The following is a 26,871-nucleotide window of genomic DNA, read 5'->3' as shown; positions in this document are numbered from 1 at the left end:
CCGTGAAGAACAGCATCCGACGGGCCGCAGGCGCCGCCTCCCTCGTCCTCATCGCCGGAGTCGCCCTCAGCGCGTGCAGCGCACAGGGAGCGGGCGACGACTCGTCGAAGTCGCTCACCCTCTGGGACAGCTTCACCCAGTACGACGCGTCCTCCCCCTACGGCCAGCTCCTGGCCGGCTGCGAGGCCTCGACCGGGATCACCCTCGAGCGCACCTCCGACCCCGACCTCACCACCAAGCTCCTGCAGTCGGCCGCGTCGAAGACCACGCCGAACCTGGTCGTCCTCGACAACCCCAACGTCGCGAAGTTCGCCGACACCGGCCTGCTCGTCGACAACGCCGCCTCCGGGCTCGACACCAGCGACGTCCTCCCGAACGTGCTCGCCGCCGGCCAGCTGGACGGGAAGACCTACGGCTCGTCGATCGGCTCGAACACCCTCGCGCTCTTCTACAACACGGCGCTCTTCGAGGCCGCCGGCGTCACTCCGCCGACGACCTGGGACGAGCTGACCACCGCCGCGAAGGCCCTCACCGCGGGCGACGTCACCGGGCTCGGCTTCTCCGCGATCGGCACCGAGGAGGGCACCTTCCAGTTCCTGCCCTTCTTCTGGGGCTCCGGTGCGACCCTCGAGGACATCTCCTCCGACGACGCCGTCTCGGCGCTCGCGCTCTGGACCGACCTGGTGAAGAGCGGCTCGGCCTCGCAGGCGAACGTCAACGCCAACCAGCAGGACGTCCGCGACCAGTTCCTCGCGGGCAAGCTCGGGATGATGGTCAACGGCACCTGGCAGCTCTCCGCCCTCGACGAGGCGGGCATCGACTACGGCGTCGTGCCGATCCCGGCGAAGGACGGGGGAGCGGCACCGAGCCCGCTCGGCGGCGAGTTCGTCGAGGTGGTCGCCTCCGACGCCGCGAAGCAGACGCTCGCCACGGAGTTCGCGCAGTGCGTCATCCAGCCCGACAGCCTGAAGGCCTGGGCGGCCGGCCAGTCGTACATCATGCCGTACGCCGACGCGGCCGCCGAGCAGGCGACCGAGGACCCCGCGCTCCAGCCGTGGGTGGAGGCCATCTCGGTCGCGCAGGGACGCACCAGCGACCTCGGCGTCGCCTACCCCGACACCTCGAAGGCGCTCTGGACCGCGATCCAGGAGTCGCTGACCGGCTCGAAGACGCCGCAGGCGGCCCTCGACGACGCCGCGGCGAGCCTGAAGTAGCGGCCGCATGACCGACCCCGCCGTGCTCACGGCGCCGGTCGCGGGCGGGGCGGCCACCAGGCCGCCCGCCCGCCGCCGACCCCGCTCCCACCTCCGCCTCGCCGCCGCCGCCTTCATGGCGCCCGTGGTGATCTTCCTCGCCGTCTTCTTCGTCTACCCGATCATCCGCGGCGTCGTCCTCAGCCTCCAGGACTTCGGACCGTCGTCCTTCGTCACCGGGATCGCCCCCTTCGTCGGCTTCGACAACTACGTCACGGTCGTCACCGATCCGATCTTCGCGAGCATCGCCTGGCACACCGTGGTCTTCACCGTGGTCTCGCTGGTGGGCCAGTTCACGATCGGCATGGCCCTGGCGCTGTTCTTCAGCCGCCGGTTCCCGCTCTCGGCGACGTTCCGCTCCCTCATCCTGCTGCCGTGGCTCCTGCCGCTGATCGTCTCGGCGACGGCCTGGCGCTGGATCTTCGACCAGCAGTTCGGCATCCTGAACGCCGCGATCGGCACGCCGGTCGGCTGGCTGACCGATCCGTCCGTCTCGCTGTGGGCGGTCATCATCGCCAACATCTGGCTGGGCATCCCGTTCAACATGGTGCTGCTGCACGGAGGCCTGCAGGGCATCCCCGAGAGCCTCTACGAGGCCGCGGCACTGGACGGCGCCTCGCGCTGGCGGTCCTTCTGGAGCATCACCTGGCCGCTGCTGCGACCGGTGACCTCCGTCACGCTCCTCCTCGGCCTCGTCTACACGATCAAGGTGTTCGACGTCATCTGGATCCTCACCAAGGGAGGCCCGGCCAACAGCTCGCACACCCTCGCGACGTGGGCCTACGAGCAGTCCTTCACCGACCTGCAGTTCGGAGTCGGAGCGGCGGCCGGCCAGATCCTCGTGATCGTCGCCCTCGTCTTCGGCGTGATCTACATCCGCGCCCAGCGCAAGGAGGACCTCGGATGAACCGGCACACCACAGGGCTGCGCCGCGGGATCGACGTGGTCATCGCGATCGTGCTCTGCGGCTTCCTCCTCTTCCCGCTCTACTGGATGGTCAACGTCTCGCTGACCAAGCCGCAGAACCTGATCCAGACCCCGCCGAGCCTGTTCCCCGGCGACCCGACGCTCGACGGGTACGTGCAGGCGTTCTCGACGCAGCTGCCGAACCTCATCACGAGCCTCGTGATCTCGATCGGCTGCGTGATCCTGACGCTGGCGATCGCCCTGCCCGCCGCCTTCGCGATGGCGAAGTTCCGGGTGCGGGGGACCGGCGTCGTGATGTTCGTGTTCCTCCTCGCCCAGATGATCCCCGGGATCGTCCTGGTCACCGCGCTGTTCGCGATCTACAACGCGCTGGGGCTGCTCAACACCTATCCGGGCCTGATCCTCGCCGACGCGACCGCCTCCGTGCCGTTCGCGGTGATCATCCTCCGGGCCTTCATGCTCGGCATCCCCGACGAGCTGATCGAGGCCGCGCGGATCGACGGTGCGAGCAACTGGCGCTCCTTCGTCTCGATCGTCATCCCGCTGAGCCGGAACTCGATCGTGACCGCGGGCCTGTTCTCGTTCCTGTTCGCCTGGGCCGACTTCCTCAACGCGAACTCGCTCACCTCGGGCAACAGCATCGTGCCGTTCACCCTCGGCCTCTACCGCTACATCGGATCGACCACCACCAACTGGAACGGGATCATGGCGACCGCCGTGATCGCCTCCCTCCCGGCCGCCGTGCTGCTGATCGTGGCCCAGCGCTACGTCGCCGCCGGGGTCACCGCCGGCGCGGTCAAGGACTGAGCGCCGTGCCCGACTCGAGGAAGCAGGAGCACATGGACACCGACGCGTTCGCGCTCGAGGGGGACCGCCTCGTCTGGCGCGGCGACGGCGAGACCGTCGTCGTCGAGCCGTGGGGGAGGGACAGCGTCCGGGTCCGCGCCCGCCGGTCCGGGGAGGTCCTCGACACCGACTGGGCGCTGATCGCCCCCGAGCGCCGCGCGCCGGAGGTCTCGATCGAGGGACCGCGGGCGACGCTGCGCGCCGGCGGCATCACCGTCGTCCTCGAGCAGCAGGAGGGCTACGGGTACCAGACCGGCTACCACGAGCTCTCCTGCTCCCTCTCCTTCTACGACCGTCGGGGGGAGCTGCTCTTCCGAGAGCTCGGGAGCGGGGGAGCGCTCAAGCTGCGCGCCCGCGAGCAGCGCCCGCACCTGGGCGGCGACTTCCGGCTGACCGCGCTGTTCGAGACGGCCCCCGACGAGAAGCTGTACGGGATGGGGCAGTACCAGCAGGACATCCTCGACCTGAAGGGCTGCACGCTCGAGCTCGCGCACCGCAACTCCCAGTCCAGCGTCCCGTTCGTGCTCTCGAGCCGCGGCTACGGCTTCCTCTGGCACAACCCGGCGATCGGCCGCGCGACCTTCGCGGCCAACCGCACGGAGTGGTCCGCCGAGTCCTCCCAGCAGCTCGACTACTGGGTGACCGCGGGCGAGACTCCGGCCGACATCACCCGCGCCTACGCCGACGCGACCGGGCACGTCCCGATGATGCCCGAGCACGGCCTGGGCTTCTGGCAGTGCAAGCTGCGCTACTGGAACCAGGAGCAGCTGCTCGAGGTCGCCCGCGAGCACCGGCGGCGCGGCCTCCCGATGGACGTGATCGTGGCCGACTTCTTCCACTGGCCCCACATGGGCGACTTCCGCTTCGAGGAGGAGTTCTGGCCGGATCCGTCGGCGATGGTCGCCGAGCTGCGCGAGCTCGGGATCGAGCTCATGGTCTCGGTCTGGCCGCAGGTGTCGGTCGAGTCCGAGAACTACGTCGCGATGAAGAAGGGGAACCTGCTCGTCAAGGCCGAGCGGGGCCTGGACCTGCACATGCAGTTCGAGGGCCCGAGCGCGTTCTACGACGCGACGAGCCCCGCCGCCCGGAGGTTCGTCTGGGAGGCGTGCCGGCGCAACTACGGCGAGCACGGGATCCGGCTCTTCTGGCTCGACGAGGCCGAGCCCGAGTACGGCGTCTACGACTTCGACAACTACCGCTACGCCGCCGGCCCCGCCGTCCAGGTCGGCAACCTCTACCCGCAGGCGTTCTCCCGCGGCTTCTTCGAGGGGCAGCGCGAGAGCGGGGAGAGCGCGATCGTGAACCTCGTCCGCACGGCCTGGGCGGGCAGCCAGCGGTACGGTGCGCTCGTGTGGTCGGGTGACATCCATTCGACCTTCGCGGACCTCCGCCACCAGATCACGGCCGGCATCCACATGGGCGTCGCGGGGATCCCGTGGTTCACGACCGACATCGGAGGATTCGCCGGGGGAGACCCGTCGGATCCGGAGTTCCGTGAGCTCCTCGTGCGCTGGTTCCAGTTCGGAGCGTTCAGCCCGGTGATGCGCCTGCACGGCGACCGCGCGCCCTCGGCCCCGGTCACGGCCGCCGACGGGACCAGGCGAGCGCCGACCGGAGCCGCGAACGAGGTGTGGAGCTTCGGCGAGGAGGCCACGCCGATCCTCACTCGCCTGCTGCACCTGCGCGAGACCCTGCGCCCGTACACGCGCGAGGCGATGCGGGAGGCGCACGAGCTGGGTCAGCCGGTGCTGCGCGCGGTGTTCCACGAGTTCCCCGGCGACCCGGAGGCCTGGGACCTCGCCGACCAGTACCTGTTCGGCTCGGACCTGCTGGTCGCTCCGGTCACGCACGCCGGAGCCGTCTCCCGGAGGGTCTACCTGCCCGCCGGGGCGCGGTGGACCGAGCTCTCGACAGGCGCCGAGCACGAAGGCGGGCAGTGGATCGTCGCCGACGCGCCCCTGGCCGTCATCCCGGTCTTCGCGCGCGACGGCCGGCAGGCGCACCTCGTCGGGCAGCTCTGACCGGGGGCTCCCCGCCGTCCGGAGCGTTCCGCCGAGAGGAGCGTCCCCCGTCAGCCCGTCCCCGCGAGCCAGAAGTCGACCGCGTCGGGGGACGGGCGCCCGGCGACCCGGACGACGTCGCCGAACTCGAGCACGCTGTCCGGATCCTCCTGGACGGCCGGCCACCGCTCGCGGCCGGCGGCGTCCGGATCGCCGTGGGAGACGAACGCGAGCCAGCGCGCGGTCATCTCCTGCTCGAGCCGGCGGTCGACGTCCGTGTAGTCGGCGTCGCCGTCCGCCCCGAGGTTCCCGTACGCGTACATCACCTCGGCGCCGTGGTACGCGCCGAACCGCTCGAGTCCCCTCTCCGGGGGAGTGCGCGTGAAGATGTAGGCGTGAACGCCCGCCCGCCCGGTCCGGGCGGCCGTCAGCGCCCAGAGCCGCATCGGGGCGGTCATCGTCCGGTCGCTGCCGGCGCGCAGCCGGGAGTCGACGACCTGGTCCTCGACGGCACCCGGGTACAGCGCGAGGAATCGGTCCGCGTCGTCTCCGTGCTCCCGGCGCACCTCCTGCTCGTAGGCGTCCGGATCCGAGTCGACGCCTCCCAGCAGATCGAGCGAGGTCTCGTCGGAGTTGCTGCCGAGCAGGAGGGGGACGTCGTTCTGCCGACCGGCCTCGTAGACGGCGAGCGGCGTGTCGGGGAGGACGACGCCGTCGATCGAGGGCCACCAGTGCTGCGAGAGGCCAGCGGCGGCCGTAACGATGCGCTCGGCCGGCAGGGCCCTCATCTCGGCGAGGCTCGCCCCGCCGAGCGCCTCGCTCAGGCGCGCAGCCGCCTCCCGTGCGGTGGCGGCGTCGTCGTAGAGGTCGCCGGCCTCGCGGTCTCCCGCCGACCCCAGGCATCCTCCGCTCTCCCCGATGATCCCGTGGAGGAGGCCGGCCGCGAGGGGCGAGGCCCCGAGGATGCAGGCGCTGCCGGAGCCGGCGGACTGGCCGGCGACCGTCACCCGCCCCGGGTCCCCGCCGAAAGCGGCGATGTTGTCCTGCACCCACTGCAGAGCGGCGACCTGGTCGAGCAGTCCCTGGTTCCCCGGGGTGCCGCCGCCGAGCACATCACCGGCGAGGAATCCGAGGACGCCCAGACGGTAGGCGACGGTGACGACCACCGCGCCCTGGGAGGCGAGCGCCGCGCCGTCGTAGGCGGGGAGGGCGCCGGACCCCGAAACGAACGCGCCGCCGTGGAGGTAGACGAGGACCGGGCGGGAGTCGCCCGCTCCGCCGGCCGGCGTCCAGATGTTCAGGCGGAGGCTGTCCTCGTCCGTCGCGTACCCGCCGAGGAGCGTCTCCTCCAGCGGCAGGTCGAGCATGCGGGTCGCCGCTCGGGAGAGGAACGTCGGCTCCGGCTGAACGGCGGAGGGGCCGAAGTCGTCGGCCACGAGGGTCGCCGACCGCTGCGGGGCCGGGCGGGGCGCCTCCCAACGCAGCGGGCCGACCGGGGGAGCGGCGTAGGGGATCCCCGCGAAGGCGTCGACCCCGGCCGCGGCGTCGTGCACACCGACGACGTCGCCCTGCCGGGTCGTGACCGGGGCGGTGTGCGGACCGGCGAGCGTCCGCGTCGCCGGGAGAGGACCCGCGGCGAGGGCGACGGCTCCGACGAGCCCTGCGGACGCGACCCAGGCCGCCGTACGCAGCATCCAGTGCCGGTGCCGCCAGCTCCTCGAGACGGCCGCGATCAGGACCGCGGCCGCCGCGACGACGAGCCACCCCCACCACTCCACCCGGTTCAGCCAGGCGAGGACCGCCCCGATGAGCACGACGGTCGCGGTCGGCAGCCACCGGAACCGTCGCCGTCGAGGTTCGAGCGTTCCAGTTTTCAATACGGTATGCATTGGAAACGAAACGTACTGAAAAGGCCCATCCAGCGCAAGGATCCGAATAGGCTGGGGGCGTGGCCACAGGCGAGCAGGCTCCGGTCCGGCGGAGGAGCGAGACGCGACGACGTCTCCTCGCCGCGGCCGCCGAGCTCTTCGAGAGCACGGGCACCATCGGCCAGCGCGTCGAGGACATCTGCGCGCAGGCGGGCTTCACCCGCGGCGCGTTCTACTCGAACTTCGCCGGTGTCGACCAGCTCTTCCTCGCACTCCACGAGGAGCAGGCCGCGAGAGTGTGGGGGAGCCTGCAGGAGGCCCTCGACGTCCAGCTGCAGGAGGAGCACCGCGCGGCGACCCTCGACGGCGCCGTCCGCTCCCTCCTCGACGCGCTCCCGTCCAGCCGCGAGTGGTTCTCCCTGCGGTCGGTGCTCCTGGCACGCGCTGCCGCGGACCCGGAGTTCGCCGAGCGGATGATGATCGACGACGACCGCGTCTCGCGCGAGCTGGGCGAGCGCTTCGCCGCCCTCGCCGCCGTGCACGGCCGCGTCCCCGCCGTCGAGTCCGCCGTCCTGGCGAAGGCGGTCGTCGCGGCGCACGTCGGGTCGGTGAGCCAGTGGCCCGTGGACACCAGCGCCGCGCTCACGCAGCGCCTGGTCGTCGCCGCGGTGATCCGAGGTCTCACCGTTGAAGCGCCCGGTCTGTCACCGGAGCTCGACGGCGACCGGTGACATCCTGTCGCAGGAGCGATGAGGGGAGTCGATCGCCATCCTGCCGACCGGGGCTTCGGTCGAACTGACATAATGTGCATTATCGGATAACAGTGGAAGGGCCGGACGGACCGGGACTGAGGCCGCCCGACGGTCCGGAACGTCATCAGCGGATCGGCGAATGCTCCACCCACGCCTCGACGTCCTCGTACCAGCACGTCTCGGTCGGAGTGTCGAAGCGCGTGACCAGCCGCAGCTGCGGATCGACGGTCATCGTGCCGCGGACGCCGTCGTCGGCCCGATCCTCTCGGGCGCCTGCGGGAACGCGCGTCAGCGGCCCTGCGAGCGCTCCCGCAGGTTCACCATCACCGCGGCTGCATCGAGAAGGATGCACACGCCGCCCGGCGTCCGCCGACGAACGGACTGCGCCCACGACGGCGTCGGACTCCCCCGATGCCGGTCCGCTGCCGTCCATCGGAGTCATCCGTCGAGGCTCGCAGAACCGTGCGCCGGCGTCAGCCCCTGGTGAGGATCAGACGAAGTCGGAGATGTCACCGACGAGGCGGGTGTTGTCCGCGGGGATCGGCTCGACGGCCGCCAGAGCGACCTCGGCCGCGAACTCCTGCACGTTGTAGAGCTTGCCGGCCGACTCGCGACGCGAGCTGATCGCGCCCGGGTTCGCGCGCTCCAGCAGGGTCGCGGTGATGGTGCCCTCGATCATGTCGCCCGAGACGACGACGAACTCGATCCCGCGCTCGGCGAGCTCACCGATCCGCTCGCGCAGGGCGTCCTCGCCGGCGCGCTTGGAGAGCGCGACGGGCTCGTACTCGGGCATCGTGGGCGTGGTCCGGATGAAGTGCGCCTGGTGGCTCGTGACGAACACGACGCGCGAGCCCTCCCCGAGCAGCGGCAGTGCCGCGTCGAGCACGGCGACCTGCGAGTCGCGGTTGAGGACCATCGCGTAGTCCTCCCCCATGTTGCTCTCCATGCCGCCGGAGGCGTTCAGGACGAGCACGTCGAGTCCGCCGTACTCCTTCTCGATGCGCGAGAAGAGCTCGGCGCGCGAGGCGGCGTCCGTGAGGTCGGCGCCGACGGCGATGGCGGTGCCGCCGGCCTCGACGATCTGCGCGACGAGCTTGTCGGCGCGCGGCGCCTTCGAGCGGTAGTTGACGACGACGCGGGCTCCGGCCTCGGCCAGGTAGCGGACCGTGTCGGCGCCGATGCCGCGGGACGACCCGGTGACGAGAGCGCGCTTGCCGTCGAAGGAGCCGGGGGCGAGGGGGTTGGACACGGGTATTCCTCCAGGACGCCGGCTCGGAGACCGGATCGGGCACGATGACGGGCCACGGCCCGACGGAGGAGTCTACCAAGGGCCTCGAGACCGTCGGCGCACCCCCTCTCCCAGCCCTCGTCCGGGGCGCGTTGATAGCCTGGGAATGCTCGTCGAGGGGAAGGAGCACACAGCATGGACGCTGTCACCCAGTACGCGTGGATCCTCTGGCTCGCGCTGATCCTCATCTTCGTGATCGTCGAGATGATCACTCTCGAGTTCACCTTCCTGATGCTCGCCGTCGGCAGCATCGGCGGACTGCTGACCGGGCTGGTCGGGGCTCCCTTCTGGGTCCAGGTCCCCGTCGCGGCCGTCCTCGCCGCCCTCCTGCTGTTCACCGTCCGTCCGCCGCTGCTGCGGCTGCTGAAGCGGGGCGGCGATCCCACCCCCAGCGGAGCGGACGCTCTCCTCGGGCTCTCCGGCAGCGTCGTCCTCGCCGCCCCCGGAGCCGGCCAGGTCAAGCTCGCCAACGGCGAGACCTGGACCGTCCGCCTGTCCCCGCTCGTCGAGGACCGCACACTCGGAGTCGGCGAGAGAGTCGTCGTCACCGCCATCGAGGGCGCGACCGCGGTCGTCGTCCCCGCCGAAAGGAGCACACCGTGACACCGTCCTCCGTCGTGACGATCGTCGTCGTCGCCGCCGTCGTCCTCTTCGCCCTGGTCGTCCTCTTCCGAGCGGTCCGCATCATCCCCCAGGCCACCGCCGGGGTCGTGGAGCGCCTCGGCAAGTACCACAAGACCCTGCTGCCGGGCCTCAATCTCGTCGTGCCGTTCATCGACCGGGTCCGCCCGCTGATCGATCTGCGCGAGCAGGTCGTCTCGTTCCCGCCCCAGCCCGTGATCACGGAGGACAACCTCGTCGTCTCGATCGACACGGTCGTCTACTTCCAGGTGACGGACGCCCGCGCGGCGACCTACGAGATCGCCAACTACCTCGGCGCGGTCGAGCAGCTGACCACCACCACGCTCCGCAACGTCGTCGGCGGCCTGAACCTCGAGGAGGCGCTGACCTCCCGCGACAACATCAACGGGCAGCTGCGCATCGTCCTCGACGAGGCCACCGGCAAGTGGGGCATCCGCGTCGGACGCGTGGAGCTCAAGGCCATCGACCCGCCCCTCTCCATCCAGGACTCGATGGAGAAGCAGATGCGCGCCGAGCGCGACCGTCGAGCCGTGATCCTCACCGCCGAGGGCACCAAGCAGTCCCAGATCCTGAACGCCGAGGGTCAGCGCCAGGCCGCGATCCTCGCTGCGGAGGGCCAGGCGAAGGCGGCGGTCCTGCGGGCCGAGGGTGAGGCCAAGGCGATCACCACCGTCTTCCACGCCATCCACGAGGGCCGCCCCGACAGCGAGCTCCTCGCGTACCAGTACCTCCAGACACTCCCCAAGATCGCCGAGGGCAGCGCGAACAAGCTCTGGGTCATCCCGAGCGAGCTCACCGAGGCGCTGAAGGGCATCGGAGGCGCGCTCGGCCAGCGCGGCCAGTCCGCCCCGGCGGTCCGCCCGCAGGACGCGGCACCCCCGTCGGCGCCTGCGGCGTCCGCGCCTGCCGCATCCGGGTCCGTCGGCTCCACTCCTGTCGAGCCCGGATCCGACACGTCCGCCCCCGTGGCGCCCGCGACGACCGACGGAGCCCCCGGCTCGGCGCCCACTCCCCCGCCGCCGGCCGTCTAGCCGCGGACCCGGTCCGCGATGCGCACCCCTGAGCGACCCCTCGCCCTGAGCGGGCCGACCCCCCGGGTGATCGCGCATCGCGGGTTCGGCCCGCAGGCCGAGGGCAACACGCTCGCCGCCTTCGAACGCGCCCTCGCCGCGGGTGCGGACCTCCTCGAGACGGACGCGCGCGCCTCCCTCGACGGGATCGCCGTGCTCGTCCACGACGCCGAGGTGATCGACCGCTCCGGCCGCCGCCACGTCGTCGCCGCCACCCGGTGGGAGGAGCTCGCCGACCTCCGACTGGCGGGCGGCGCCCGGCTCGCCTCTCTCGAGCAGGCCCTCGCCGCACTCCCCCGCGCGCGCTTCAACATCGACGTGAAGTCGCGGGACGCGATCGACCCGGTCGTCGCGGCGGTGTCCGGCGCCGCCGCCGCGGAGCGCGTCCTGATCACCTCGTTCTCCGAGATCCGTCGAGCAGCGGCCCTCCGCCGTCTTCCCGGCGCCGCGACCTCGGCGTCGGCGGTCCGCTTCGTCGTCGCCCTGGTCGCCGCCCACCTCGGCGCCGCCCTCCCCGTGCGTCTCGCTCTCCGCGGCATCGACGCGCTCCAGGTGCCCGAGCGCGCGCTCGGCCTCCGCGTCGCCGAGCCGCGGATCCTCGCCCGGCTGCGGGTGACCGGCTGCGAGATCCACCTCTGGACCATCGACGATCCGGAGCGGATGGAGCAGCTCCTCGCGCTCGGGATCGACGGGCTCGTGACCGACCGCACCGACCTCGCCCGAGCGGCCGTCGACGCCTTCCTCAGTGCCCGTCAGCCACGCCCTCAGGAACCGCGGAATACGCCTCCGACCTGAGGATTCTCTGGCAATGGCAGGGACGGGAAGACCACCTCCAGGTACGACGTTGACACTGGGGAAGCACAGCGAGAGGAGACCACACAATGGCAGATCGAAGCCTGCGAGGAATGCGGCTCGGATCCCAGAGCCTGCAGAGCGAGGAAGGCGTCGTCTTCTCCCCGCGATCGACGTACGAGTACCACTGCGCGAACTGCGGCCACGACACCGACATGGTGTTCTCGGCCGACGCGGAAGCACCGGAGACCTGGGAGTGCCGCTCCTGCGGTCACGAGGCCACTCTGATGGTGGACTCGAAGCCGGTCGTCGTGGACAAGGGCGAGCAGAAGGCTCCGCGCACCCACTGGGACATGCTGCTCGAGCGTCGGACCCGCGCGGAGCTGGAGGAGCTGCTCGAGGAGCGGCTCGCCTATCTGCGCGCCAGGCGCGGCGAGCACAAGATCGGCGCGTAGCGCCGGTCAGCGGGAACGGCGTCGCGGCTCGCGCGTCCTGAGGACGAACGAGACCATGCCGATGAGACCGGCGGCCAGGAAGTACCAGCCGAGGTCTCGCGCCCACACCAGAGCCGGGGTCGTGGTGGAGCTGAGGGGGACCTCGTCCACCATGGCGCCCGGCTCGAACCATGTCAGGGAGTCGATCGTCGAGCCGTCCGGCCCGATGATCGCACTCGTCCCGACGGTCGAGATGTTGACCACGCTGCGCCCGGTCTCGATGGCCCGCAGGCGGGCGATCGCGAGCTGCTGGACGCTCTCGTCGGTCCGGCCGAAGTCGGCGTTGTTGGTCTGCCCGAGGATGACCTGGGCACCCCCGTCGACCATCGCGTTCGTCAGCGCGTCGTCCGAGATGTCGAAGCAGATCGCGATGCCTGCGAGCACGCCGTTCACGTCGAAGACGTTGGGACGGGTGCCGATCGAGTAGTCGCGGCTCACCAGGTCGACCAGGTCCGGAGCGAACATCCGCCAGAACGCCCGGTCCGGCATGTATTCGGCGAACGGGACGGGATGCACCTTGTCGTAGACCTGCGTCGCCCCCTCCCCCGCCTTCCAGAGCAGCGAGCTGTTGTAGAAGACGTCGTCCGAGGGGTTCGTGATCGTGCCCACGACGAACGGCGCGTCCATCGTCCGGCTGAGGTAGTCGAGGACGGCGGCCGACTGGGCGTTCCGGGTCGGATCGATGTCGACGCCGTTCTCGGGCCACACCACCATGTCGACGTCCTGATCGAGGATCGGCAGCGTCGCCGAGGTGTGGTCCTCGAGGATCTGCCCGCGGTAGCTCTGCGAGAACAGGCCCGCATCGGAGTCGCCCTGGACGGCGGCGATCCGGGTCGTGCCCTCCGTCGGTGCCGGCCAGGCGGGGAACACCAGCGCCACGATCGCGAAGCCCGCGAGAGCGCTGACGCGAGAGGAGGCCGGGACGGACAGCTCGCGGACGGCCTGCGCGAGCACGGCCGCGAGGAACGCCACCACGAAGCCGAGGCCGGCGAAGCCGATCCACGCCGCGAGACCGGAGAGCGGGCCGAGGGACTGCGAGATCGCGAGGCGGCCCCAGGCGAAGCCGCCGTAGGGCCAGACGCTGGTGATCGACTCGCGCCCGATCCAGAGCGCCGCCAGGAGGGCGGGGAGGCCGACCATCCGGCCGAGCGGTCCCGTCCAGACGCGGTGGCCGCGCGTGGAGACGACCGCCATCAGCCCCGCGGAGAGCGCGAAGAAGATCGCCTGCAGGCCGGCGAGGGCCGCCCAGGGGACCGGGCCGAGGTAGAGGGTCAGCCACTCGATGTGGACGCCCCAGAAGACCGCTCCGCCGACGAGGCCGACGAGGCTCCCGCTCCAGAAGCCGCGCCCCGCCAGCGCGAACAGGATCGCCGCGGCGCCCACGATCGCCAGCGGCCAGACGTCGGAGTCGGGGAAGCCGCGGTCGAGCACGGCGCCGCCGAGGGCGGCGAGGGGCAGCGCCACCCACAGCGGAACGGTCCGCCCGTCGGGCGGAGGAGCGATCGGCGTCATGCGACCGTCGAGTACGCGACGATGCCGCGGCGGACCAGGTCGAGGGCGGTCCGGGCCGCGCGGCCGACCTTGCCCTCGGCGACGACGGAGAGCTGGTCGAGGAGGTCGATGGTCTGCTTCGCCCAGCGCACGAAGTCGCCGGCGGCCATGTCGGACTCGCGGAGCACCATGTCGAGCGGCATGCCCTTGGCCCACATGTTCATCGACAGCGCCAGGCTCGTCGAGATCGGGTTGCTGCCCGGCAGGCGGTGCTCCCGCTCGACGTCGTCGAGCCGGGCCCACAGAAGCTGGGTCCTCTCCAGCGCCTCGGGGAACGCGCCGCGGGGCAGGAACTGCTCGCCGAGCGTCCCCTCCTCGCGTCGCGGCTCGAAGACCAGGCAGCACGCCATCGCCGCGAGGCCGGCCGGATCGAGCTCCGTCCACGCCTGCTTCCGGAGGCACTCGGCGACGAGCAGGTCCCGCTCCCCGTAGATCCGGCGGAGCGTGCGACCGTTGGGCGTCAGCGAGAGCTCGCCGACCTCGTCCCGGCGGAAGTAGCCGAGCTCGAGCAGCACGTCCGTGATGTGGTCGAAGATGCGGGCGACGGCGCCGGTGCGCGAGCGGATCTGGCGCTCGATCTCGTCGGTCTCGCGGCGCAGCTTCCACCAGCGCTCGGCCCAGCGCGCGTGCTGCTCGCGGTCGGAGCAGGCGTGGCACGGGTGCGCCTTCATCCGGCGCCGCAGGCTCGTGAGCTGTCCCTGGCGCTTCTCGCGCTCGGCGTGGGAGGCCGACTCGCCGCGCACCGCGCCCCGGCGCTCGAGGTCGCCGATCTCACGGCGGATCGCCGCGTACTGCTCGAAGTCGCCCAGGTGGCACTGCATCGCCGTGACGTAGCCCGCCATCGACTCCTCCTGCTGGCGGACCCGGCGGGCGAGATCGACGACGGACCGGTCGGCCTGGAACTGCGCGAACGACGACTCGAGGATCTCGCGCGTGCGCACCCGCCCGAACTGCTCGATCAGGTTCGCGGCCATGTTGTAGCTGGGGCGGAAGCTGGAGTTGAGCGGGTAGGTCCGCCGGGAGGCGAGGGACGCGACCGCCTGGGGGTCCATCCCGCCGCGCCACTGGATCACCGAGTGGCCCTCGACGTCGATGCCGCGTCGGCCCGCCCGGCCGGTGAGCTGGGTGTACTCCCCCGGTGTGATCGGGACGCGCGCCTCGCCGTTGAACTTCTCGAGCTTCTCGAGGACGACCGTGCGGGCCGGCATGTTGATGCCGAGCGCGAGCGTCTCGGTCGCGAAGACCACGCGCACGAGCCGGCGCAGGAACAGCTCCTCGACGACCTCCTTGAAGGCGGGGAGCATCCCGGCGTGGTGCGCGGCGACGCCCCGCTGGAGTCCGTCGAGCCACTCCCAGTAGCCGAGCACCGCGAGGTCCTCGTCGCGGATCGTCCGGCACCGCTCCTCGACGATCGCGCGGATCTCGTCGCGCTCGTGGCGCTCGGTGAGGCGCACGCCCGACCGCAGCACCTGGCGCACGGCCTGGTCGCAGCCCGCACGGCTGAAGACGAAGAAGATCGCGGGGAGGAGGTTCTTGCCGCGGAGGATCTCGACGACCTCCGAGCGCAGCACGAGCTCCTCGGTGCGCTGCTCCGGGTAGCGGCCGCGACCGCCTCGGCCGTTGCGGCCGCCCCTGCCGCCGCGCTCGACCCGGGAGCCGCCCTGGGCCATGCGGGCGAGCTCGGGGTTCACCCGGTTCGTCGCCGCCCGACCGGAGGAGTCGAAGAGGTCGACCAGCTTGCCGCCCACCAGGACGTGCTGGTCGAGCGGGACGGGCCGCTCCTCGGAGACGATGACCTCGGTCTCGCCCCGGACGGTCTGGAGCCAGTCGCCGAACTCCTCGGCGTTCGACACGGTCGCGCTGAGCGAGACCAGCCGCACGCGCTGCGGGAGGTGGATGATGACCTCCTCCCAGACGGCGCCGCGGAAGCGGTCGGCGAGGTAGTGCACCTCGTCCATCACGACGTAGGCGAGGTCGCGCAGGAGGTCCGAGTCGGCGTACAGCATGTTGCGCAGCACCTCGGTCGTCATCACGACGATGCGGGCGCGCGCGTTGACGTTGGAGTCGCCGGTCAGCAGACCGACCTCGGAGGCTCCGTAGTCCTCGACGAACTCCTGGAACTTCTGGTTGCTCAGCGCCTTCATCGGCGTCGTGTAGAAGACCTTGGCCGTCGGGTCCTGCATGGCCAGGTGGATCGCGAACTCGGCCACCGCCGTCTTGCCGGCGCCGGTGGGCGCGGCGACGAGGACGCTGTGGCCGTCGTCGAGCGCGCTGCAGGCCTCGTACTGGAAGGGGTCGAGGTCGAACGCGAGGGTCGAGCGGAACGCTTCGACCCTCGCGTGGCCCTGGCGCGTCCGGAACGCGGCGAACCGCTCGGCGGGAGACGGTCCGGTCACGCGGGCAGGTCGGAGGGGCTGCCGTCGAACACCAGCTGGCGCTTGGCGGCGCGCCGGTCGTGCAGGATCGCGATCCCGCAGGCGAGGAAGAACAGGAAGATGATCGGGATGGCCAGGAGGAACATCGAGATCGGGTCGGCCGCGGGGGTCGCGATCGCCGTGAAGAGCACGATCGCCATGATCGCGATGCGCCACGACTTGAGGATCAGCATGCCGGGGAGGATGCCGAGGAAGTTGAGGAGCACCAGGAAGACGGGCAGCACGAAGGCGATGCCGACGACCAGCACGAGCTTGAGAACGAACTCGTAGTAGATCTTGGCGTCGAGGAAGCTCGCCGCGTTGCTGCCGGTGAAGCTCGTCAGGAGCTCCACGATGTGCGGGAACACGAACCAGCCGGCGGCGCAGCCCGCGAAGAACAGCGGGATGGCGGTGAGGATGAAGCCGAGGCCGTACCGCATCTCCTTGCGGGTCAGGCCCGGGACGAGGAACGCCCAGATCTGGTAGAGCCAGACCGGGCTCGCCAGGACGATGCCCACCGTGATGGCGATCTGCAGCCGCAGGTCGAAGGCACCGGCGATCGTCGGGAAGTTGAGGATCGCCTCCTTGCCCTGGGTGGAGGCCACCTCGGAGATCGGAGCCTTGAGGGCCTCGAAGACCCACTCCGAGACGAACCACCCCGCGACACACGCGATGACGATCGCGATCGCCGACTTGAAGAGCCTGTTGCGAAGCTCGACGAGGTGCGCCCCGAGCGACATGCGCCCGTCGGGGTTCTTCGTCCGCTTCGTCCGTGGCTTCTTCGGTGCCACGGACGTCATTACTTGAGCGGGGACTCGGGCGGCGTGGTGGTGCCGGTGCCGGTGGTCGAGCCGGTGGATCCGGCGACGGTGCCGGTGGTCCCCTCGGTCGACTCACGGCGCTCGGTGCCGTCCTCGTCCTTCATGGTCTTGACCTCGCTCTTGAAGATCCGCATCGACTGCCCGACACTGCGGGCCAGCTGCGGGAGCTTGGGCGCACCGAACAGGAGGAGGATCACGGCGAGGATGATGAGGAGGTGCCACCCCTGGAGGCCAGCGAACATTGCAGACTCACTTCACTTGTCGGTTGCGGTGTACGAGGAGCTTACCCCGTTCGACCCGTCCTGACCGGCGGAGATCGATCCTGTCGCGACGTGCGTCACGTCGGCCCTCGTGCGCACGCCTCACGTCGTCGCGATCGGCGAACAGCGACGAGGGCGGCCGGGGCGGCAGGTCGTCCGCCACTCCAGGACTCAGTGTCTCGAGTTTCGCGGTGGCCTCGGACAGCTGTCCGAGGAGCACCTTCCCCTTGCGCCAGTAGGAGAGGGCGAAGAGGACCAGCATCGCCAGAGCGCCCAGCGCGAGGCCGAGCCAGATCAGGATCCACGACCACCAGGTCACGACGGCTCCCCCTCGTTCGCGGCGAGCGCGGAGGCCGCCCAGTGCGCGACCGCGGTGCGCGCCTCGGGGGGTGCCACCACGGTGACGAGACCCGCCAACGACGCCACCAGGCGCGTCAGTCCCTCCAGATGGGCGACGCGGAGACGGACGAGGACACCGTGGTCCTCCTCCCCCGGCACGGGATCGGGGAACTCGGCGTCGGCCGCGTAGTCGCCCAGCAGCACGACGGCGCTGGGAGCGACGCGCAGGTCCACGACGAGATCGGAGGCGGAGGCCTCGAAGAGCCGTTCCGAGAGGGTCACCTCGTTGCGGCGCCGGACGATCGGCGTCCCCGTGTCGCGGAGGGAGCGCATCCTGTCGACCCGGAACGTCCTGACGCCCTCGCGGAGGTGGTCCCATCCGCGCAGGTACCAGTCCCGGTCGACCGATTCGAGCACGAAGGGGTCGACGAGCCGGGACTCGGTCTCGCCGCGGGCGCTGCGGTAGTCGAAAGCGACCTGCGTCGCCGAGCCCATCGCTGTCCGCAGGAGCGCCACAGCGCTGTCCGCGCCCGTGCCGCGCGAGACCGCCACCGCGCTCGGGGCCGAGGAGGCGCCGCGTGCGAGCTTCCCCATCAGCGAGGCGATCCGGTCGTTGCCCTGGTTCTCGGGCAGGGCTGCGAGGTACTGCATGCCGGCAATGAGGGCGGCGGCCTCGCGCGCCGAGAACCTCGGCGAGTCGTCGATCGCGACCTGGTGGGTGAGGACGACGTGGTCGTTCTCCTCGAAGTCGTCCCAGCCGATGTCGAAGAGATCGTTCGCCTGGTACTGCGCGGTCTCGCCGGGGATGCCCGAGACGGCGATGAGGCGCACCGCGCGCCGCACCTCCTCCTCCGGGATCTCGAAGTGCGCGGCGACCTCGGCGACGGAGACGCGGCCCCGGTCGAGCAGGTAGGGAACCAGGGAGAGGAGGACGGCCAGGCGGTCGCGCGCCTGCAGGGAGCGGGGTCTAGCCACGGGGATCCCCTCCATGGTCGTCCAGGGTGCGGCGGAGGCGGTCGAGGACGCGGCGGCGGAGCTCCTCCGGCTCGAGCACCCGCACCTCGGGACCGTGACCGGCGAGCTCGTCCGCGAGCACGTCCGGGTCGGTGTAGTGCAGGCGCAGCAGGCCCTGGCCCTCGCCCTCGGCCTCGGCACGCCCGCCGAGACGGAGGGCGGCGTCGGAGTCGGGGGCGACGCGCAGGAGCGCGCTGTTGCGCTGCAGGATCTCGTCGAGCTGGGCGAGAGCGGTCGCCGCGTGGTCCCCCGCCGCGGGAGGCGCGGTGCGGCCGGTGGAGGCGACCGGCCCGACGATCCGCGACAGGAGGAAGGTCCGCGTGCCCTCGGCGCCCTCGTCCCAGCCGTGGAGGTGCCAGCGCCCCTGGTGGTTCACCAGGGCGCGGGGCTGCACGGTGCGCACGCGCGGCTCCTCGCCGCCGGGCTTCAGATAGGGGAAGCGGACGACCTGGCCGCGGTCGAGCGCGGCGTTGAGCGGCTCGAACGAGGACTCGCGAACCCGGATCGAGGGGCTGATGCCGATGACGGGGTCGACGGACTCGACCCCGATCGAGCGCAGCTTGATCAGCGCGCGCCGCGACTCCGCCGAGAGCGTCCCCTCGCGCCAGACCGCCCCGGCCAGGCGGAGCAGCGCGAGCTCCTCCGGATCGAAGGTCAGGTCGGCCGGGAGGTCGTAGCTGCGCTTCGCGATGCGGTACCGGACGGTCTGGGTGTTGCCCGGATCGCCCGGGGCGTCGACCGTCTCGATCGGGATGCCCAGCTCGCGCAGGTCGTCCTTGTCGCGCTCGAACTGGCGCTCGAGCGAGGTCCGGTCGCCCCGGCCCACCCGCTGCCGGTAGCCCTGCACCGTGGAGAGGACGTCGGCCTTCGTCAGTCCGTTCTCGGCCGCGACGAGCGCGAGCACGAGGTTGAACAGACGCTCCTCGGCCGGGACGCGGCTCGAGGACGGGGCGTCGGAAGGCACGCCCTCCAGTCTAGGGCCGGGCCCGGTCAGACCTTTCCGAGGATGTCGGCGACGAAGATCAGCGTCGCGCCGCCGGGGATCCCGCCCTGAGGGGAGCCCTGGTCGCCGTAGCCCTGGTCGGGCGGGATGACCGCGATGACCTGGGATCCGACGGGCTGGCCGATGAGGGCGTCGGCGAATCCGGCGATGACTCCGCCCTGGGTGGTCGAGCCGTCGGCGGCAGTGAACACGGCGGGAGCGCCCTTCTCCCAGCTGGAGTCGAACACCTTCCCGTCGCTCCACTGCCAGCCGGTGTAGGCCACGACGACCTGGTCGCCCTCGGCGACGACGTCGCCGTCGCCCTTCTTGAGCTGGGCGATGCGGAGGTCGGTCGGCGCGTCGCCGGAGGGCTTCGCGAGCCCCGGGCGTCCGTCGTCGCCGAGCGTCACCGTCGGGAAGCCGTCGGGCGCGGGCTGGGCGGCGCCGTTCGCGCGGGCCAGCGAGGCCTCGCGGACGTCCGCGACGAGCACGAGCGTGTCGTCCTCCGAGATGCCGAGCTGCGACGAGGACTGGCCGAAGCCGTCCTCGGGGGCGATCGCGATGGCGACGCGCGAGCCGACCTGCGTGCAGAGGAGGCCCTCGTTCAGGCCGACGAGCCCGGCTCCGCCGACGCCGAAGCGGGCGGTGCTCGACCCGTCGTAGGGCGAGGTCTCGAGGACCGTGCCGTCCGCTCCGTTGACCAGGGTGTAGTCGATGGTGACGAGCTGGCCCTTCTCGAGCGGTGCGCCCGAGCCCTCGATGAGGGTGCTGACCTGCGTGCCGTCCGCCTTCAGCGGCGTCGGGACGCTGACGTCCGGCTTCGCTCCGAAGTCGCCCGTGGCGCTGACCGCCGCCGAGGAGTCGCCGGAGGAGAACGGAGCGTCGCAGTCCGCCTGCGAGGAGGACGCGGTGCATCCGGTGAGAGCGGCGACGATGCCGATGCCGGCGATGAGCGCGGTGGTCCTGCGCACGGGTCCTCGATTCGAGAGAAGGGGAGCGGTGACGCCCGGGGTGGAGACGGCCCGGAGGCCGGGAACAGCTTAGAGGATGCCCTCGTCGTCGGGCTCCGCGGTCTCCTCGCCGAACCCGCGCGCCCGGGAGAGCTCGGCGCTGGTGGCGGACTCGCGGACCCGCTTGCGCAGGCTCTTGGGGCTCACGGCGCGCTCGCCGAGCGCACCGGGGGTCCAGGCCTCCACGTCCTCGTCGCTGAAGTCCGTCTTCGACGGGCGCCGCTTGAGCTCGGGGAGCACGGTGTCCGGAGCGAGCCGGCGCGCGGTGATGAGGAAGCCGGTGTGGCCGATCATCCGGTGGTCCGGCCGGACCGCGAGGCCCTCGACGTGCCAGCCGCGGACCATGGTCTCGTTCGACGACGGGTTCGTGAACAGGCCCGAGGCGCGGATCGCCTCCGCCGTCCGCGAGAGCTGCGTGACGGTGGCCACGTAGCAGAGGAGCACTCCCCCGGGCGTGAGAGCCTCGGCGGCGACGTCGAGGCACTCCCAGGGCGCGAGCATGTCGAGCACGACGCGGTCGGCCTCGCCGGACGGGACCGTGCCGGGCAGCGCCTCGACGAGGTCGCCGACGGTGACGCTCCAGTTGTCGGGCGTGTAGCCGAGGAAGGTCTCGATGTTCGCCCGCGCGACATCCGCGAACTCCTCGCGCCGCTCGAACGACGACAGCCGGCCGGTCGGACCGACCGCCCGCAGCAGCCAGAGCGAGAGCGCGCCGGAGCCGACACCGGCCTCGACCACGCGGGCGCCGGGGAAGACGTCGGCGAGGGCGAGGATCTGGGCCGCGTCCTTCGGGTACACGATCGCCGCGCCGCGGGGCATCGACATCACGAAGTCGGCGAGGAGGGGTCGCAGCGCGAGGTGCTCGACGCCGACGGTGTTGGTCACCACCGAGCCGTCGGGCAGCCCGATCACCGTGTCGTGCTCGATGCCGCCCCGGTGCGTGTGGAACACCTTGCCGGGAACGAGCGTGATGGTGTTCATCCGCCCCTTGGGTCCCGTCAGCTGGACGCGGTCCCCCGCGCGGAAGGGTCCGGAATGCTGCAGTGCCTCACCGGTCATCGGCGGGCCTCCGTCTCGGTCGTGGCCGGGCCGGAGCCGCGGTGCTCGGAGGACACCGTCGCGAGGTCCGCGACGGTGCGGCCCGCGAGGGTGGGCCAGAGGGCGTAGGGGGCGGCGGGGTCGAGCTCCAGCTGGTGCGGGACGCCGATCGCCGCGGCTCCGGAGGCGACGGCCGCGCCGAGGCCCGTGAGGGAGTCCTCGATCGCGACGCAGGCGGCGATGTCGACACCGAGGGTGCTCGCGGCGAGGAGGTACGCCTCGGGGTGGGGCTTGCTGCGCTCGACCATGTCGCCGCTGACGACGGCGGCGAAGGCGGGGAACGGGATCCGGTCCACGACGGCCGCGGCCATCCGCGAGATCGACATCGTGACCAGCGCCTGCGGCACACCCGCCTCGGACACCAAGTGCAGCAGCTCGAGCGCGCCCGGTCGCCACGGGATGCTCACGGCCAGCTGGTCGACGACCTCGTCGGTCATCCGGTCGATGATCGCGTCGACGGAGAGGTCGACGCCCTTGCCCTGCAGGATGCGGGCGGCGGCGGGCAGGCCCGAGCCGACGAGTCCCATCGCGTCCTCGTGGGTCCACACTCCGCCGAAGGAGGAGACGAGCGCGTGCTCCGACGCCATCCAGTACGGCTCGGTGTCGACGAGCGTCCCGTCCATGTCCCAGAGGACGGCGGCGGGGGCGGGGGCGGACGCTCCTCCGAGCGGCTCGGAGTACAGCGGCCGGGCGGAGGTCTCGGGAGTCACGAGCGACCATGGTACCGGCAGGGCCGCGCCCCTCCCCGGCCGCGGGCCGAGAGCGAACAGCGCGGCCGATCCCGCCGGACGGGACGGGCGCGGCCGGGGGCGGTCCTATCCTGGACGGAGGGACAGGCGCGGTGTGCGCTCCCCGCACATCGAGCCGAACGCGGAGATCCTGCCTATGAACGTGATCACGGGGAACGTCCTGGTCGTGGCCTTCGAGGGCTGGAACGACGCCGGGGACGCCGCCAGCGGCGCGCTGCGGCTGGTCAAGGACGCCGGGGAGTACGTGCCCCTCTTCGCCGTCGACGCCGAGCAGTACTACGACTTCCAGTACACCCGCCCCATGCTCTCGATCGGCGAGGACGGCCGCCGCAGCCTCGCCTGGCCCGGCACCCAGATCTTCGGCCCGGCCGACACCTCGGTCGACGCCGAGAGCGCGCTGTACCTCATGATCGGCACCGAGCCCTCGCGCAGCTGGAAGAGCTTCGCCGCCGAGGTCGTCGACGCCATGCTCGCGATCGACATCTCCGCCGTCGTCTTCCTCGGCGCGATGCTCGCCGACGTCCCGCACACCCGGCCGATCTCGATCTTCGCCTCGAGCGAGAACGCGGAGCTGCGGAGCTCCTTCGAGCTCGAGCGCTCCAGCTACGAGGGGCCGGTCGGCATCCTCAGCGTGATCGGCGAGGCCGCGCAGAAGGTCGGCATCCCCGCCGTCTCGATCTGGGCCTCCGTCCCACACTACGTGCACAACGCGCCCTCGCCCAAGGCGATGCTGGCGCTGCTCGAGAAGCTCGAGGAGGTCGTCGGCCTGGCGATCCCCCGCGGCGACCTCGTCGAGGAGGCGGAGGAGTGGGAGCGCGGCATCGACGCCCTCGCCGCCGAGGACGAGGAGATGGCGTCGTACATCGCCCAGCTCGAGCAGGCGCGCGACACCGTCGACTCGCCCGAGGCGAGCGGCGAGGCGATCGCCCAGGAGTTCGAGCGCTACCTGCGCCGCCGCGGCGACGGCCGCTCCGGCGAGGAGCCCTGGCGGCCGTAGCCTCCGCCGGCGCCCACTCATCCGAGACGGTCGTCGATCACTGGACTGTTCCCGACCGATGACCCTCCCGGCCGCCCTGACGGGACTCGCCCCTGACGGGACTCGAGCCGTCCGGGACTCGAGGCTTACGGGACTCGAGCCTGACGGGGTTCAGGCCGGGCGCACCCCGAGCAGGGCGTCGACCGCGTCGCGCAGGAGCGACGGGTCGTCCACGCCCTCGGTCAGTGCGGCGTCGACGACGGCGAGGGCGGCCGGAGTGCCGAGGTCGTCGGCCAGCGCCTCGCGCAGCTGCGCCAGCACCTCGAGCGCCGAGCGCGGTCCGACGGCGGCGAGGGCCGACTCCCAGCGCGCCAGGCGCGCCTCGGCCGACGGCAGGTCCTCGGGCAGCCACTCCCAGTCGGAGCGGTAGTGGTGCGCGAGGAGCGCGAGGCGGATCGCCCGCGGGTCCGCGCCCTCGCTCCGCAGACGGGAGACCAGCACCAGGTTCCCGAGCGACTTGCTCATCTTCTCGCCCTGGTAGGCGACCATCCCGGCGTGCGCGTAGGCGCGGGCCAGAGGACGGCCGGACAGCGAAGCGGCGTGGCCGGCGCTGAACTCGTGGTGCGGGAAGACCAGGTCGCTCCCGCCGCCCTGCAGGGTGAACTCGGGTCCGAGCCGGTCGAGGGCGATCACCGAGCACTCGATGTGCCAGCCCGGACGGCCGCGGCCGACCTCGGCGTCCCAGGCGGGCTCGCCGGCGCGCTCGGCCCGCCAGAGCAGCGGATCGAGGGGGTCGCGCTTGCCGGCGCGCTCCGGGTCGCCCCCGCGCAGCGCCGAGAAGCGGGCCATCGACTCCGCGTCGAGCCGGCTCTCGCTGCCCAGGTGCCAGACGGCGCTCTCGGCCGCGGCGATGTCGTAGTAGAGGTCGCTCGCGCCCTCCTCCGCCGCGTCCGGAGCAGCGACGCGGTAGGCGACGCCGTCGCGCTCCAGGCGGGCGACCGCCTCCGCGATGGGATCCACGGTCTCGGTGACTCCGACGTAGTGCTGCGGAGGCAGGACGCGCAGGGCGGCCATGTCGCCGCGGAACAGCTCGACCTGCTCCTCGGCGAGGTCGCGCCAGTCGACGCCGGTGGCCGTCGCACGCTCGAGCAGCGGGTCGTCGACGTCGGTCACGTTCTGGGCGTACTCGACCGTGTAGCCCGCGTCGAGCCAGACGCGCTGGACCGTGTCGAAGGCGAGGTAGGTCGACGCGTGCCCGAGGTGGGTGGCGTCGTAGGGCGTGATGCCGCAGACGTAGAGGCTCGCGACTCCGCTGGGCGCGTCGAGCTCGACGGGGCCGGCGGTCGCGGTGTCGTGCAGGCGCGGTGCGCTCCCCCGGCCGGGCAGGGCGGGGACGTCGGCGGCGGTCCAGGCGCGCATCTAGGCGGCGATCAGGCCGGTGGCGAGCGCGACCATGAGGACGACGCCGAGGACGATGCGGTACACGACGAACGGGAGGAAGCTGCGGCGGGAGATGTAGCTCATGAAGAACGCGATCACGACGAAGCCGACCACGAACGCGACGATGGTCGCCACGAGGGTCTCGAGCCCGCCGACCTGGACCTGGTTCGGGAGCACGACCGGGTCGCTGATGCTCTTGTACAGCTGGTAGAGACCGCTGCCGAACACCGCGGGGATCGCGAGAAGGAAGGAGTAGCGCGCCGCCGCCTTGCGCTCGTAGCCGAGGAAGAGGCCGGCGGTGATGGTGCCTCCCGAGCGCGAGACGCCGGGGATCAGGGCGAGTGCCTGCGCGCCTCCGAAGATCAAGCCGTCGCGGACGCCCAGGTCGCGCAGGCGGCGCTTCTTCGCGCCGACCGCGTCGGCGATGCCGAGCAGGATGCCGAAGAGGATGAGGGTGGTGGCCACCACCCACAGAGAGCGGAGGGTCGTCTCGATCGCGTCCTGGAAGACGAGGCCGAGGACGATGATCGGAAGGCTGCCCAGGATGATGAGCCAGCCCATGCGGGCGTCCGGGTCCGAGCGCGGGATCCGGCCGACGAGGGAGCGCGCCCAGTGCGACACGATCCGCGCGATGTCGCGCCAGAAGTAGATGATGACGGCGGTCTCGGTGCCCAGCTGCGTGATCGCGGTGAAAGCGGCTCCGGTGTCGCGGCCGCCGAGACCGGGCAGCAGCTCGCTGACGATCCGGAGGTGGGCGCTGGAGGAGATGGGGAGGAATTCGGTCAGACCCTGGACGAGTCCCAGGATCAGCGCGTCGAGCAGGCCCATGCGTCACTTTCGAGGAGGGCTGGGGCGTCGTCGGCCAGCAGTCGGTCGGGATCGGTCGGTGCTGACCCGGTCCGCGGCGCCGTCAGGAGCTCAGCAGGAGATCGGTCAGGACCTTCCTGCCAAACACTAGTGCGTCAAGTGGAACGCGCTCGTCGACCCCGTGGAACAGCGCCGGGAAGTCCAGGGTCGACGGCAGCTGGAGCGGCGCGAACCCGTATCCGGTGATGCCGAGCGTCGAGAGCGCCTTGTTGTCGGTGCCTCCGGAGAGCAGGTACGGGAGGACCTCGGCGCCCGGATCGAACCGGCGGATCGAGGCGGCCATGCTCTCGACGAGGGGGCCGGCGAAGGGCACCTCGAGTCCGATGTCGCGGTGCTGGACGAGGATCTCGACGTGCTCGCCCGCGAGGACCTTCAGCCGCTCGAGCACGGAATCCTCCTCGCCGGGGAGGACGCGCACGTCGATGGTGGCCTCCGCGGTGTCCGGGATGACGTTGGCCTTGTAGCCGGCCGACAGCATCGACGGATTGGCGGTGGTGCGCAGCGTCGCGGCGATGAAGCGCGAGGCGGTGCCGGTGGCGAGTGCCAGCTCCTCCGGAGTGCTGCGCTGGGGGTCGTGGCCGAGCAGGCGGGCGACCTCGTCGAGCAGCTCGCGCGTGGTGTCGGTGAGGCGCGTGGGCCACTCCTCGCTGCCGATGCGGGCGATCGCCTGCGCCAGCCGGGTGACGGCGTTCTCGGAGTTGATCTGCGAGCCGTGCCCCGCCGTGCCGTGCGCGCGGAGGGTCAGCCACATCAGCGCCTTCTCGCCCGTCTGCACGAGGTAGGCGCGCTTGCCGGCCAGCTCGATCGAGTAGCCGCCGACCTCGCTGATCGCCTCGGTCGCTCCGGCGAACAGCTCGGGCCGCTCACGGGCCAGGAATCCCGATCCCCGCACGCCGCCCGCCTCCTCGTCGGCGAAGAAGGCGATGACGAGGTCGCGGGAGGGGCGCCTCCCCTCGCGGAGGATGTCGCCGAGCGAGGCGAGGATCATCGCGTCCATGTTCTTCATGTCGACCGCGCCGCGACCCCAGAGCATGCCGTCCTTGATCTCGCCGCCGAACGGGTCGACGCTCCAGTTGTCGGCGATGGCGGGCACCACGTCGAGGTGCCCGTGGACGACGAGGGCGCCGCGCTCGCGGTCCTCCCCCGCGACCCGCGCCACGACGCTCGTGCGTCCCGGGTCGGAGTCGATCAGCTCCGGCTCGAGGCCGAGGTCGCGCAGCTTCGCCGCGACGTACTCCGCGGCCGGGCGCTCCGGCTCCGCCTTCCCGTCGCCGTAGTTGCTGGTGTCGAAGCGGATGAGATCGCGCGCGATGAGCGCCGTCTCGTCGAGGGTGCTGTCGGTCACGGGCGCGCTGTCGATGCTGTCGGACATGCGGGCAACGGTACCGGCGCGGGCTCGACGGCGCGCGGAGGCCGGT

At 71.7% G+C, this 26,871-nt stretch carries 25 protein-coding genes; 10 read left to right on the top strand and 15 right to left on the bottom strand.

Annotated elements, in window-relative coordinates; all coding sequences use genetic code 11:
• Positions 1-2 precede the first annotated feature (2 nt).
• From GSU40_RS07975 to GSU40_RS07960, 4 genes are read left to right on the top strand one after another with little or no spacing between them, the layout of a single operon-like run.
• A complete protein-coding gene (locus GSU40_RS07975; protein ID WP_159914114.1) occupies positions 3-1,214 on the top strand; it encodes an extracellular solute-binding protein in 1,212 nt (403 codons plus the stop codon).
• Positions 1,215-1,221: 7 nt separating this feature from the next.
• Positions 1,222-2,160, top strand: coding sequence for a sugar ABC transporter permease (locus GSU40_RS07970; RefSeq protein WP_104225253.1), 939 nt, complete (start codon positions 1,222-1,224; stop codon positions 2,158-2,160).
• Positions 2,157-2,987 carry a carbohydrate ABC transporter permease gene (locus tag GSU40_RS07965; RefSeq protein ID WP_104237443.1) on the top strand — a complete coding sequence of 277 codons (831 nt, stop codon included), beginning with the start codon at positions 2,157-2,159 and terminating at the stop codon, positions 2,985-2,987. Before GSU40_RS07970 ends, GSU40_RS07965 begins: the two co-directional genes overlap by 4 nt.
• A gap of 5 nt (positions 2,988-2,992) precedes the next feature.
• Positions 2,993-5,047, top strand: a complete 2,055-nt coding sequence (locus tag GSU40_RS07960) for a TIM-barrel domain-containing protein (protein WP_244229630.1) — start codon at positions 2,993-2,995, stop codon at positions 5,045-5,047.
• A gap of 50 nt (positions 5,048-5,097) precedes the next feature.
• Here GSU40_RS07960 and GSU40_RS07955 read toward each other — a convergent pair whose 3' ends face one another.
• Positions 5,098-6,840 carry a carboxylesterase family protein gene (locus tag GSU40_RS07955; protein WP_160034352.1) on the bottom strand — a complete coding sequence of 581 codons (1,743 nt, stop codon included), beginning with the start codon at positions 6,838-6,840 and terminating at the stop codon, positions 5,098-5,100.
• A gap of 134 nt (positions 6,841-6,974) precedes the next feature.
• On the opposite strand from GSU40_RS07955, the gene GSU40_RS07950 reads away from it, so the two are divergent.
• Positions 6,975-7,625, top strand: coding sequence for a TetR/AcrR family transcriptional regulator (locus GSU40_RS07950; protein WP_160034350.1), 651 nt, complete (start codon positions 6,975-6,977; stop codon positions 7,623-7,625).
• 511 nt (positions 7,626-8,136) lie between these two features.
• Here GSU40_RS07950 and GSU40_RS07945 read toward each other — a convergent pair.
• A complete protein-coding gene (locus tag GSU40_RS07945; RefSeq protein ID WP_160034348.1) occupies positions 8,137-8,895 on the bottom strand; it encodes an SDR family oxidoreductase in 759 nt (252 codons plus the stop codon).
• A 174-nt stretch (positions 8,896-9,069) separates the two neighbouring features.
• Between GSU40_RS07945 and GSU40_RS07940 the strand changes: the two genes are divergently transcribed.
• The 4 genes from GSU40_RS07940 to GSU40_RS07925 all read left to right on the top strand — a co-directional run bounded on the left by GSU40_RS07940 (position 9,070) and on the right by GSU40_RS07925 (position 11,893).
• A complete protein-coding gene (locus tag GSU40_RS07940) occupies positions 9,070-9,537 on the top strand; it encodes an NfeD family protein (protein ID WP_104283648.1) in 468 nt (155 codons plus the stop codon).
• A complete protein-coding gene (locus GSU40_RS07935) occupies positions 9,534-10,607 on the top strand; it encodes an SPFH domain-containing protein (protein WP_104255006.1) in 1,074 nt (357 codons plus the stop codon). The genes GSU40_RS07940 and GSU40_RS07935 overlap by 4 nt, the downstream gene beginning before the upstream one ends.
• An 18-nt stretch (positions 10,608-10,625) precedes the next feature.
• Positions 10,626-11,441 (top strand): glycerophosphodiester phosphodiesterase family protein, encoded by an 816-nt coding sequence (locus tag GSU40_RS07930; protein WP_160034346.1) that lies wholly within the window; start codon positions 10,626-10,628, stop codon positions 11,439-11,441.
• A gap of 86 nt (positions 11,442-11,527) precedes the next feature.
• Entirely contained in the window at positions 11,528-11,893 is a 366-nt protein-coding gene (locus GSU40_RS07925) for an RNA polymerase-binding protein RbpA (RefSeq protein ID WP_068207052.1), read from the top strand.
• Between the two features lie 6 nt (positions 11,894-11,899).
• Here the strand turns inward: GSU40_RS07925 and lnt are convergent, their stop codons facing one another.
• The 10 genes from lnt to GSU40_RS07875 all read right to left on the bottom strand — a co-directional run bounded on the left by lnt (position 11,900) and on the right by GSU40_RS07875 (position 22,104).
• Positions 11,900-13,444, bottom strand: a complete 1,545-nt coding sequence (gene lnt / locus GSU40_RS07920) for an apolipoprotein N-acyltransferase (protein WP_160034344.1) — start codon at positions 13,442-13,444, stop codon at positions 11,900-11,902.
• Positions 13,441-15,879 carry a DEAD/DEAH box helicase gene (locus GSU40_RS07915; RefSeq protein ID WP_104222026.1) on the bottom strand — a complete coding sequence of 813 codons (2,439 nt, stop codon included), beginning with the start codon at positions 15,877-15,879 and terminating at the stop codon, positions 13,441-13,443. Before GSU40_RS07915 ends, lnt begins: the two co-directional genes overlap by 4 nt.
• The gene (gene tatC, locus GSU40_RS07910; protein ID WP_104232683.1) at positions 15,876-16,637 is read right to left on the bottom strand and encodes a twin-arginine translocase subunit TatC; all 762 of its coding nucleotides are present in this window, start codon (positions 16,635-16,637) and stop codon (positions 15,876-15,878) included. The genes GSU40_RS07915 and tatC overlap by 4 nt, the downstream gene beginning before the upstream one ends.
• A 59-nt stretch (positions 16,638-16,696) precedes the next feature.
• On the bottom strand, positions 16,697-16,960 hold the full coding sequence (gene tatA, locus GSU40_RS07905; RefSeq protein ID WP_104232603.1) for a Sec-independent protein translocase subunit TatA: 264 nt from the start codon (positions 16,958-16,960) through the stop codon (positions 16,697-16,699).
• Positions 16,961-16,967: 7 nt separating this feature from the next.
• On the bottom strand, positions 16,968-17,297 hold the full coding sequence (locus GSU40_RS07900) for a hypothetical protein (protein WP_160034342.1): 330 nt from the start codon (positions 17,295-17,297) through the stop codon (positions 16,968-16,970).
• Positions 17,294-18,292, bottom strand: a complete 999-nt coding sequence (locus GSU40_RS07895) for a WYL domain-containing protein (RefSeq protein ID WP_104283651.1) — start codon at positions 18,290-18,292, stop codon at positions 17,294-17,296. Before GSU40_RS07895 ends, GSU40_RS07900 begins: the two co-directional genes overlap by 4 nt.
• Complete coding sequence (locus GSU40_RS07890) at positions 18,285-19,295, bottom strand: WYL domain-containing protein (RefSeq protein ID WP_160034340.1); 1,011 nt, start codon at positions 19,293-19,295, stop codon at positions 18,285-18,287. Before GSU40_RS07890 ends, GSU40_RS07895 begins: the two co-directional genes overlap by 8 nt.
• 26 nt (positions 19,296-19,321) lie before the next feature.
• Positions 19,322-20,284 carry an FKBP-type peptidyl-prolyl cis-trans isomerase gene (locus GSU40_RS07885; protein ID WP_104222014.1) on the bottom strand — a complete coding sequence of 321 codons (963 nt, stop codon included), beginning with the start codon at positions 20,282-20,284 and terminating at the stop codon, positions 19,322-19,324.
• A 69-nt stretch (positions 20,285-20,353) separates the two neighbouring features.
• Entirely contained in the window at positions 20,354-21,382 is a 1,029-nt protein-coding gene (locus GSU40_RS07880) for a tRNA (adenine-N1)-methyltransferase (protein WP_104222012.1), read from the bottom strand.
• A complete protein-coding gene (locus tag GSU40_RS07875) occupies positions 21,379-22,104 on the bottom strand; it encodes an HAD family phosphatase (protein ID WP_279630847.1) in 726 nt (241 codons plus the stop codon). The genes GSU40_RS07880 and GSU40_RS07875 overlap by 4 nt, the downstream gene beginning before the upstream one ends.
• Before the next feature lie 202 nt (positions 22,105-22,306).
• On the opposite strand from GSU40_RS07875, the gene GSU40_RS07870 reads away from it, so the two are divergent.
• Positions 22,307-23,167, top strand: a complete 861-nt coding sequence (locus GSU40_RS07870; protein WP_104222142.1) for a PAC2 family protein — start codon at positions 22,307-22,309, stop codon at positions 23,165-23,167.
• 150 nt (positions 23,168-23,317) lie between these two features.
• Here GSU40_RS07870 and mshC read toward each other — a convergent pair whose 3' ends face one another.
• From mshC to GSU40_RS07855, 3 genes are all read right to left on the bottom strand, one after another.
• Positions 23,318-24,565, bottom strand: a complete 1,248-nt coding sequence (gene mshC / locus GSU40_RS07865) for a cysteine--1-D-myo-inosityl 2-amino-2-deoxy-alpha-D-glucopyranoside ligase (protein ID WP_104222010.1) — start codon at positions 24,563-24,565, stop codon at positions 23,318-23,320.
• Positions 24,566-25,414: an undecaprenyl-diphosphate phosphatase gene (locus tag GSU40_RS07860; RefSeq protein ID WP_160034338.1), complete on the bottom strand. Its 849-nt coding sequence runs from the start codon at positions 25,412-25,414 to the stop codon at positions 24,566-24,568. It lies immediately after the preceding gene.
• Between the two features lie 82 nt (positions 25,415-25,496).
• On the bottom strand, positions 25,497-26,825 hold the full coding sequence (locus GSU40_RS07855; protein ID WP_244229629.1) for a M20/M25/M40 family metallo-hydrolase: 1,329 nt from the start codon (positions 26,823-26,825) through the stop codon (positions 25,497-25,499).
• Positions 26,826-26,871: the final 46 nt, after the last annotated feature.

The organism is Rathayibacter sp. VKM Ac-2805 (genome assembly GCF_009834265.1).
Classification (GTDB): Bacteria; Actinomycetota; Actinomycetes; order Actinomycetales; family Microbacteriaceae; genus Rathayibacter.
Note: the sequence above shows the minus strand (reverse complement) of the source record. Positions and strands in the feature narration are given on the sequence as shown.

Bases quoted from the DNA above. Each gene is read 5' to 3' on its own strand.
- GSU40_RS07940 (WP_104283648.1), top strand. From the start codon at position 9,070: ATGGACGCTGTCACCCAGTACGCGTGGATCCTCTGGCTCGCGCTGATC.
- GSU40_RS07855 (WP_244229629.1), bottom strand. From the start codon at position 26,825: ATGTCCGACAGCATCGACAGCGCGCCCGTGACCGACAGCACCCTCGAC.
- GSU40_RS07970 (WP_104225253.1), top strand. From the start codon at position 1,222: ATGACCGACCCCGCCGTGCTCACGGCGCCGGTCGCGGGCGGGGCGGCC.
- GSU40_RS07880 (WP_104222012.1), bottom strand. From the start codon at position 21,382: ATGACCGGTGAGGCACTGCAGCATTCCGGACCCTTCCGCGCGGGGGAC.
- GSU40_RS07860 (WP_160034338.1), bottom strand. From the start codon at position 25,414: ATGGGCCTGCTCGACGCGCTGATCCTGGGACTCGTCCAGGGTCTGACC.
- mshC (WP_104222010.1), bottom strand. From the start codon at position 24,565: ATGCGCGCCTGGACCGCCGCCGACGTCCCCGCCCTGCCCGGCCGGGGG.
- GSU40_RS07930 (WP_160034346.1), top strand. From the start codon at position 10,626: ATGCGCACCCCTGAGCGACCCCTCGCCCTGAGCGGGCCGACCCCCCGG.
- tatC (WP_104232683.1), bottom strand. From the start codon at position 16,637: ATGTCGCTCGGGGCGCACCTCGTCGAGCTTCGCAACAGGCTCTTCAAG.
- GSU40_RS07870 (WP_104222142.1), top strand. From the start codon at position 22,307: ATGAACGTGATCACGGGGAACGTCCTGGTCGTGGCCTTCGAGGGCTGG.
- GSU40_RS07965 (WP_104237443.1), top strand. From the start codon at position 2,157: ATGAACCGGCACACCACAGGGCTGCGCCGCGGGATCGACGTGGTCATC.
- lnt (WP_160034344.1), bottom strand. From the start codon at position 13,444: ATGACGCCGATCGCTCCTCCGCCCGACGGGCGGACCGTTCCGCTGTGG.
- tatA (WP_104232603.1), bottom strand. From the start codon at position 16,960: ATGTTCGCTGGCCTCCAGGGGTGGCACCTCCTCATCATCCTCGCCGTG.
- GSU40_RS07925 (WP_068207052.1), top strand. From the start codon at position 11,528: ATGGCAGATCGAAGCCTGCGAGGAATGCGGCTCGGATCCCAGAGCCTG.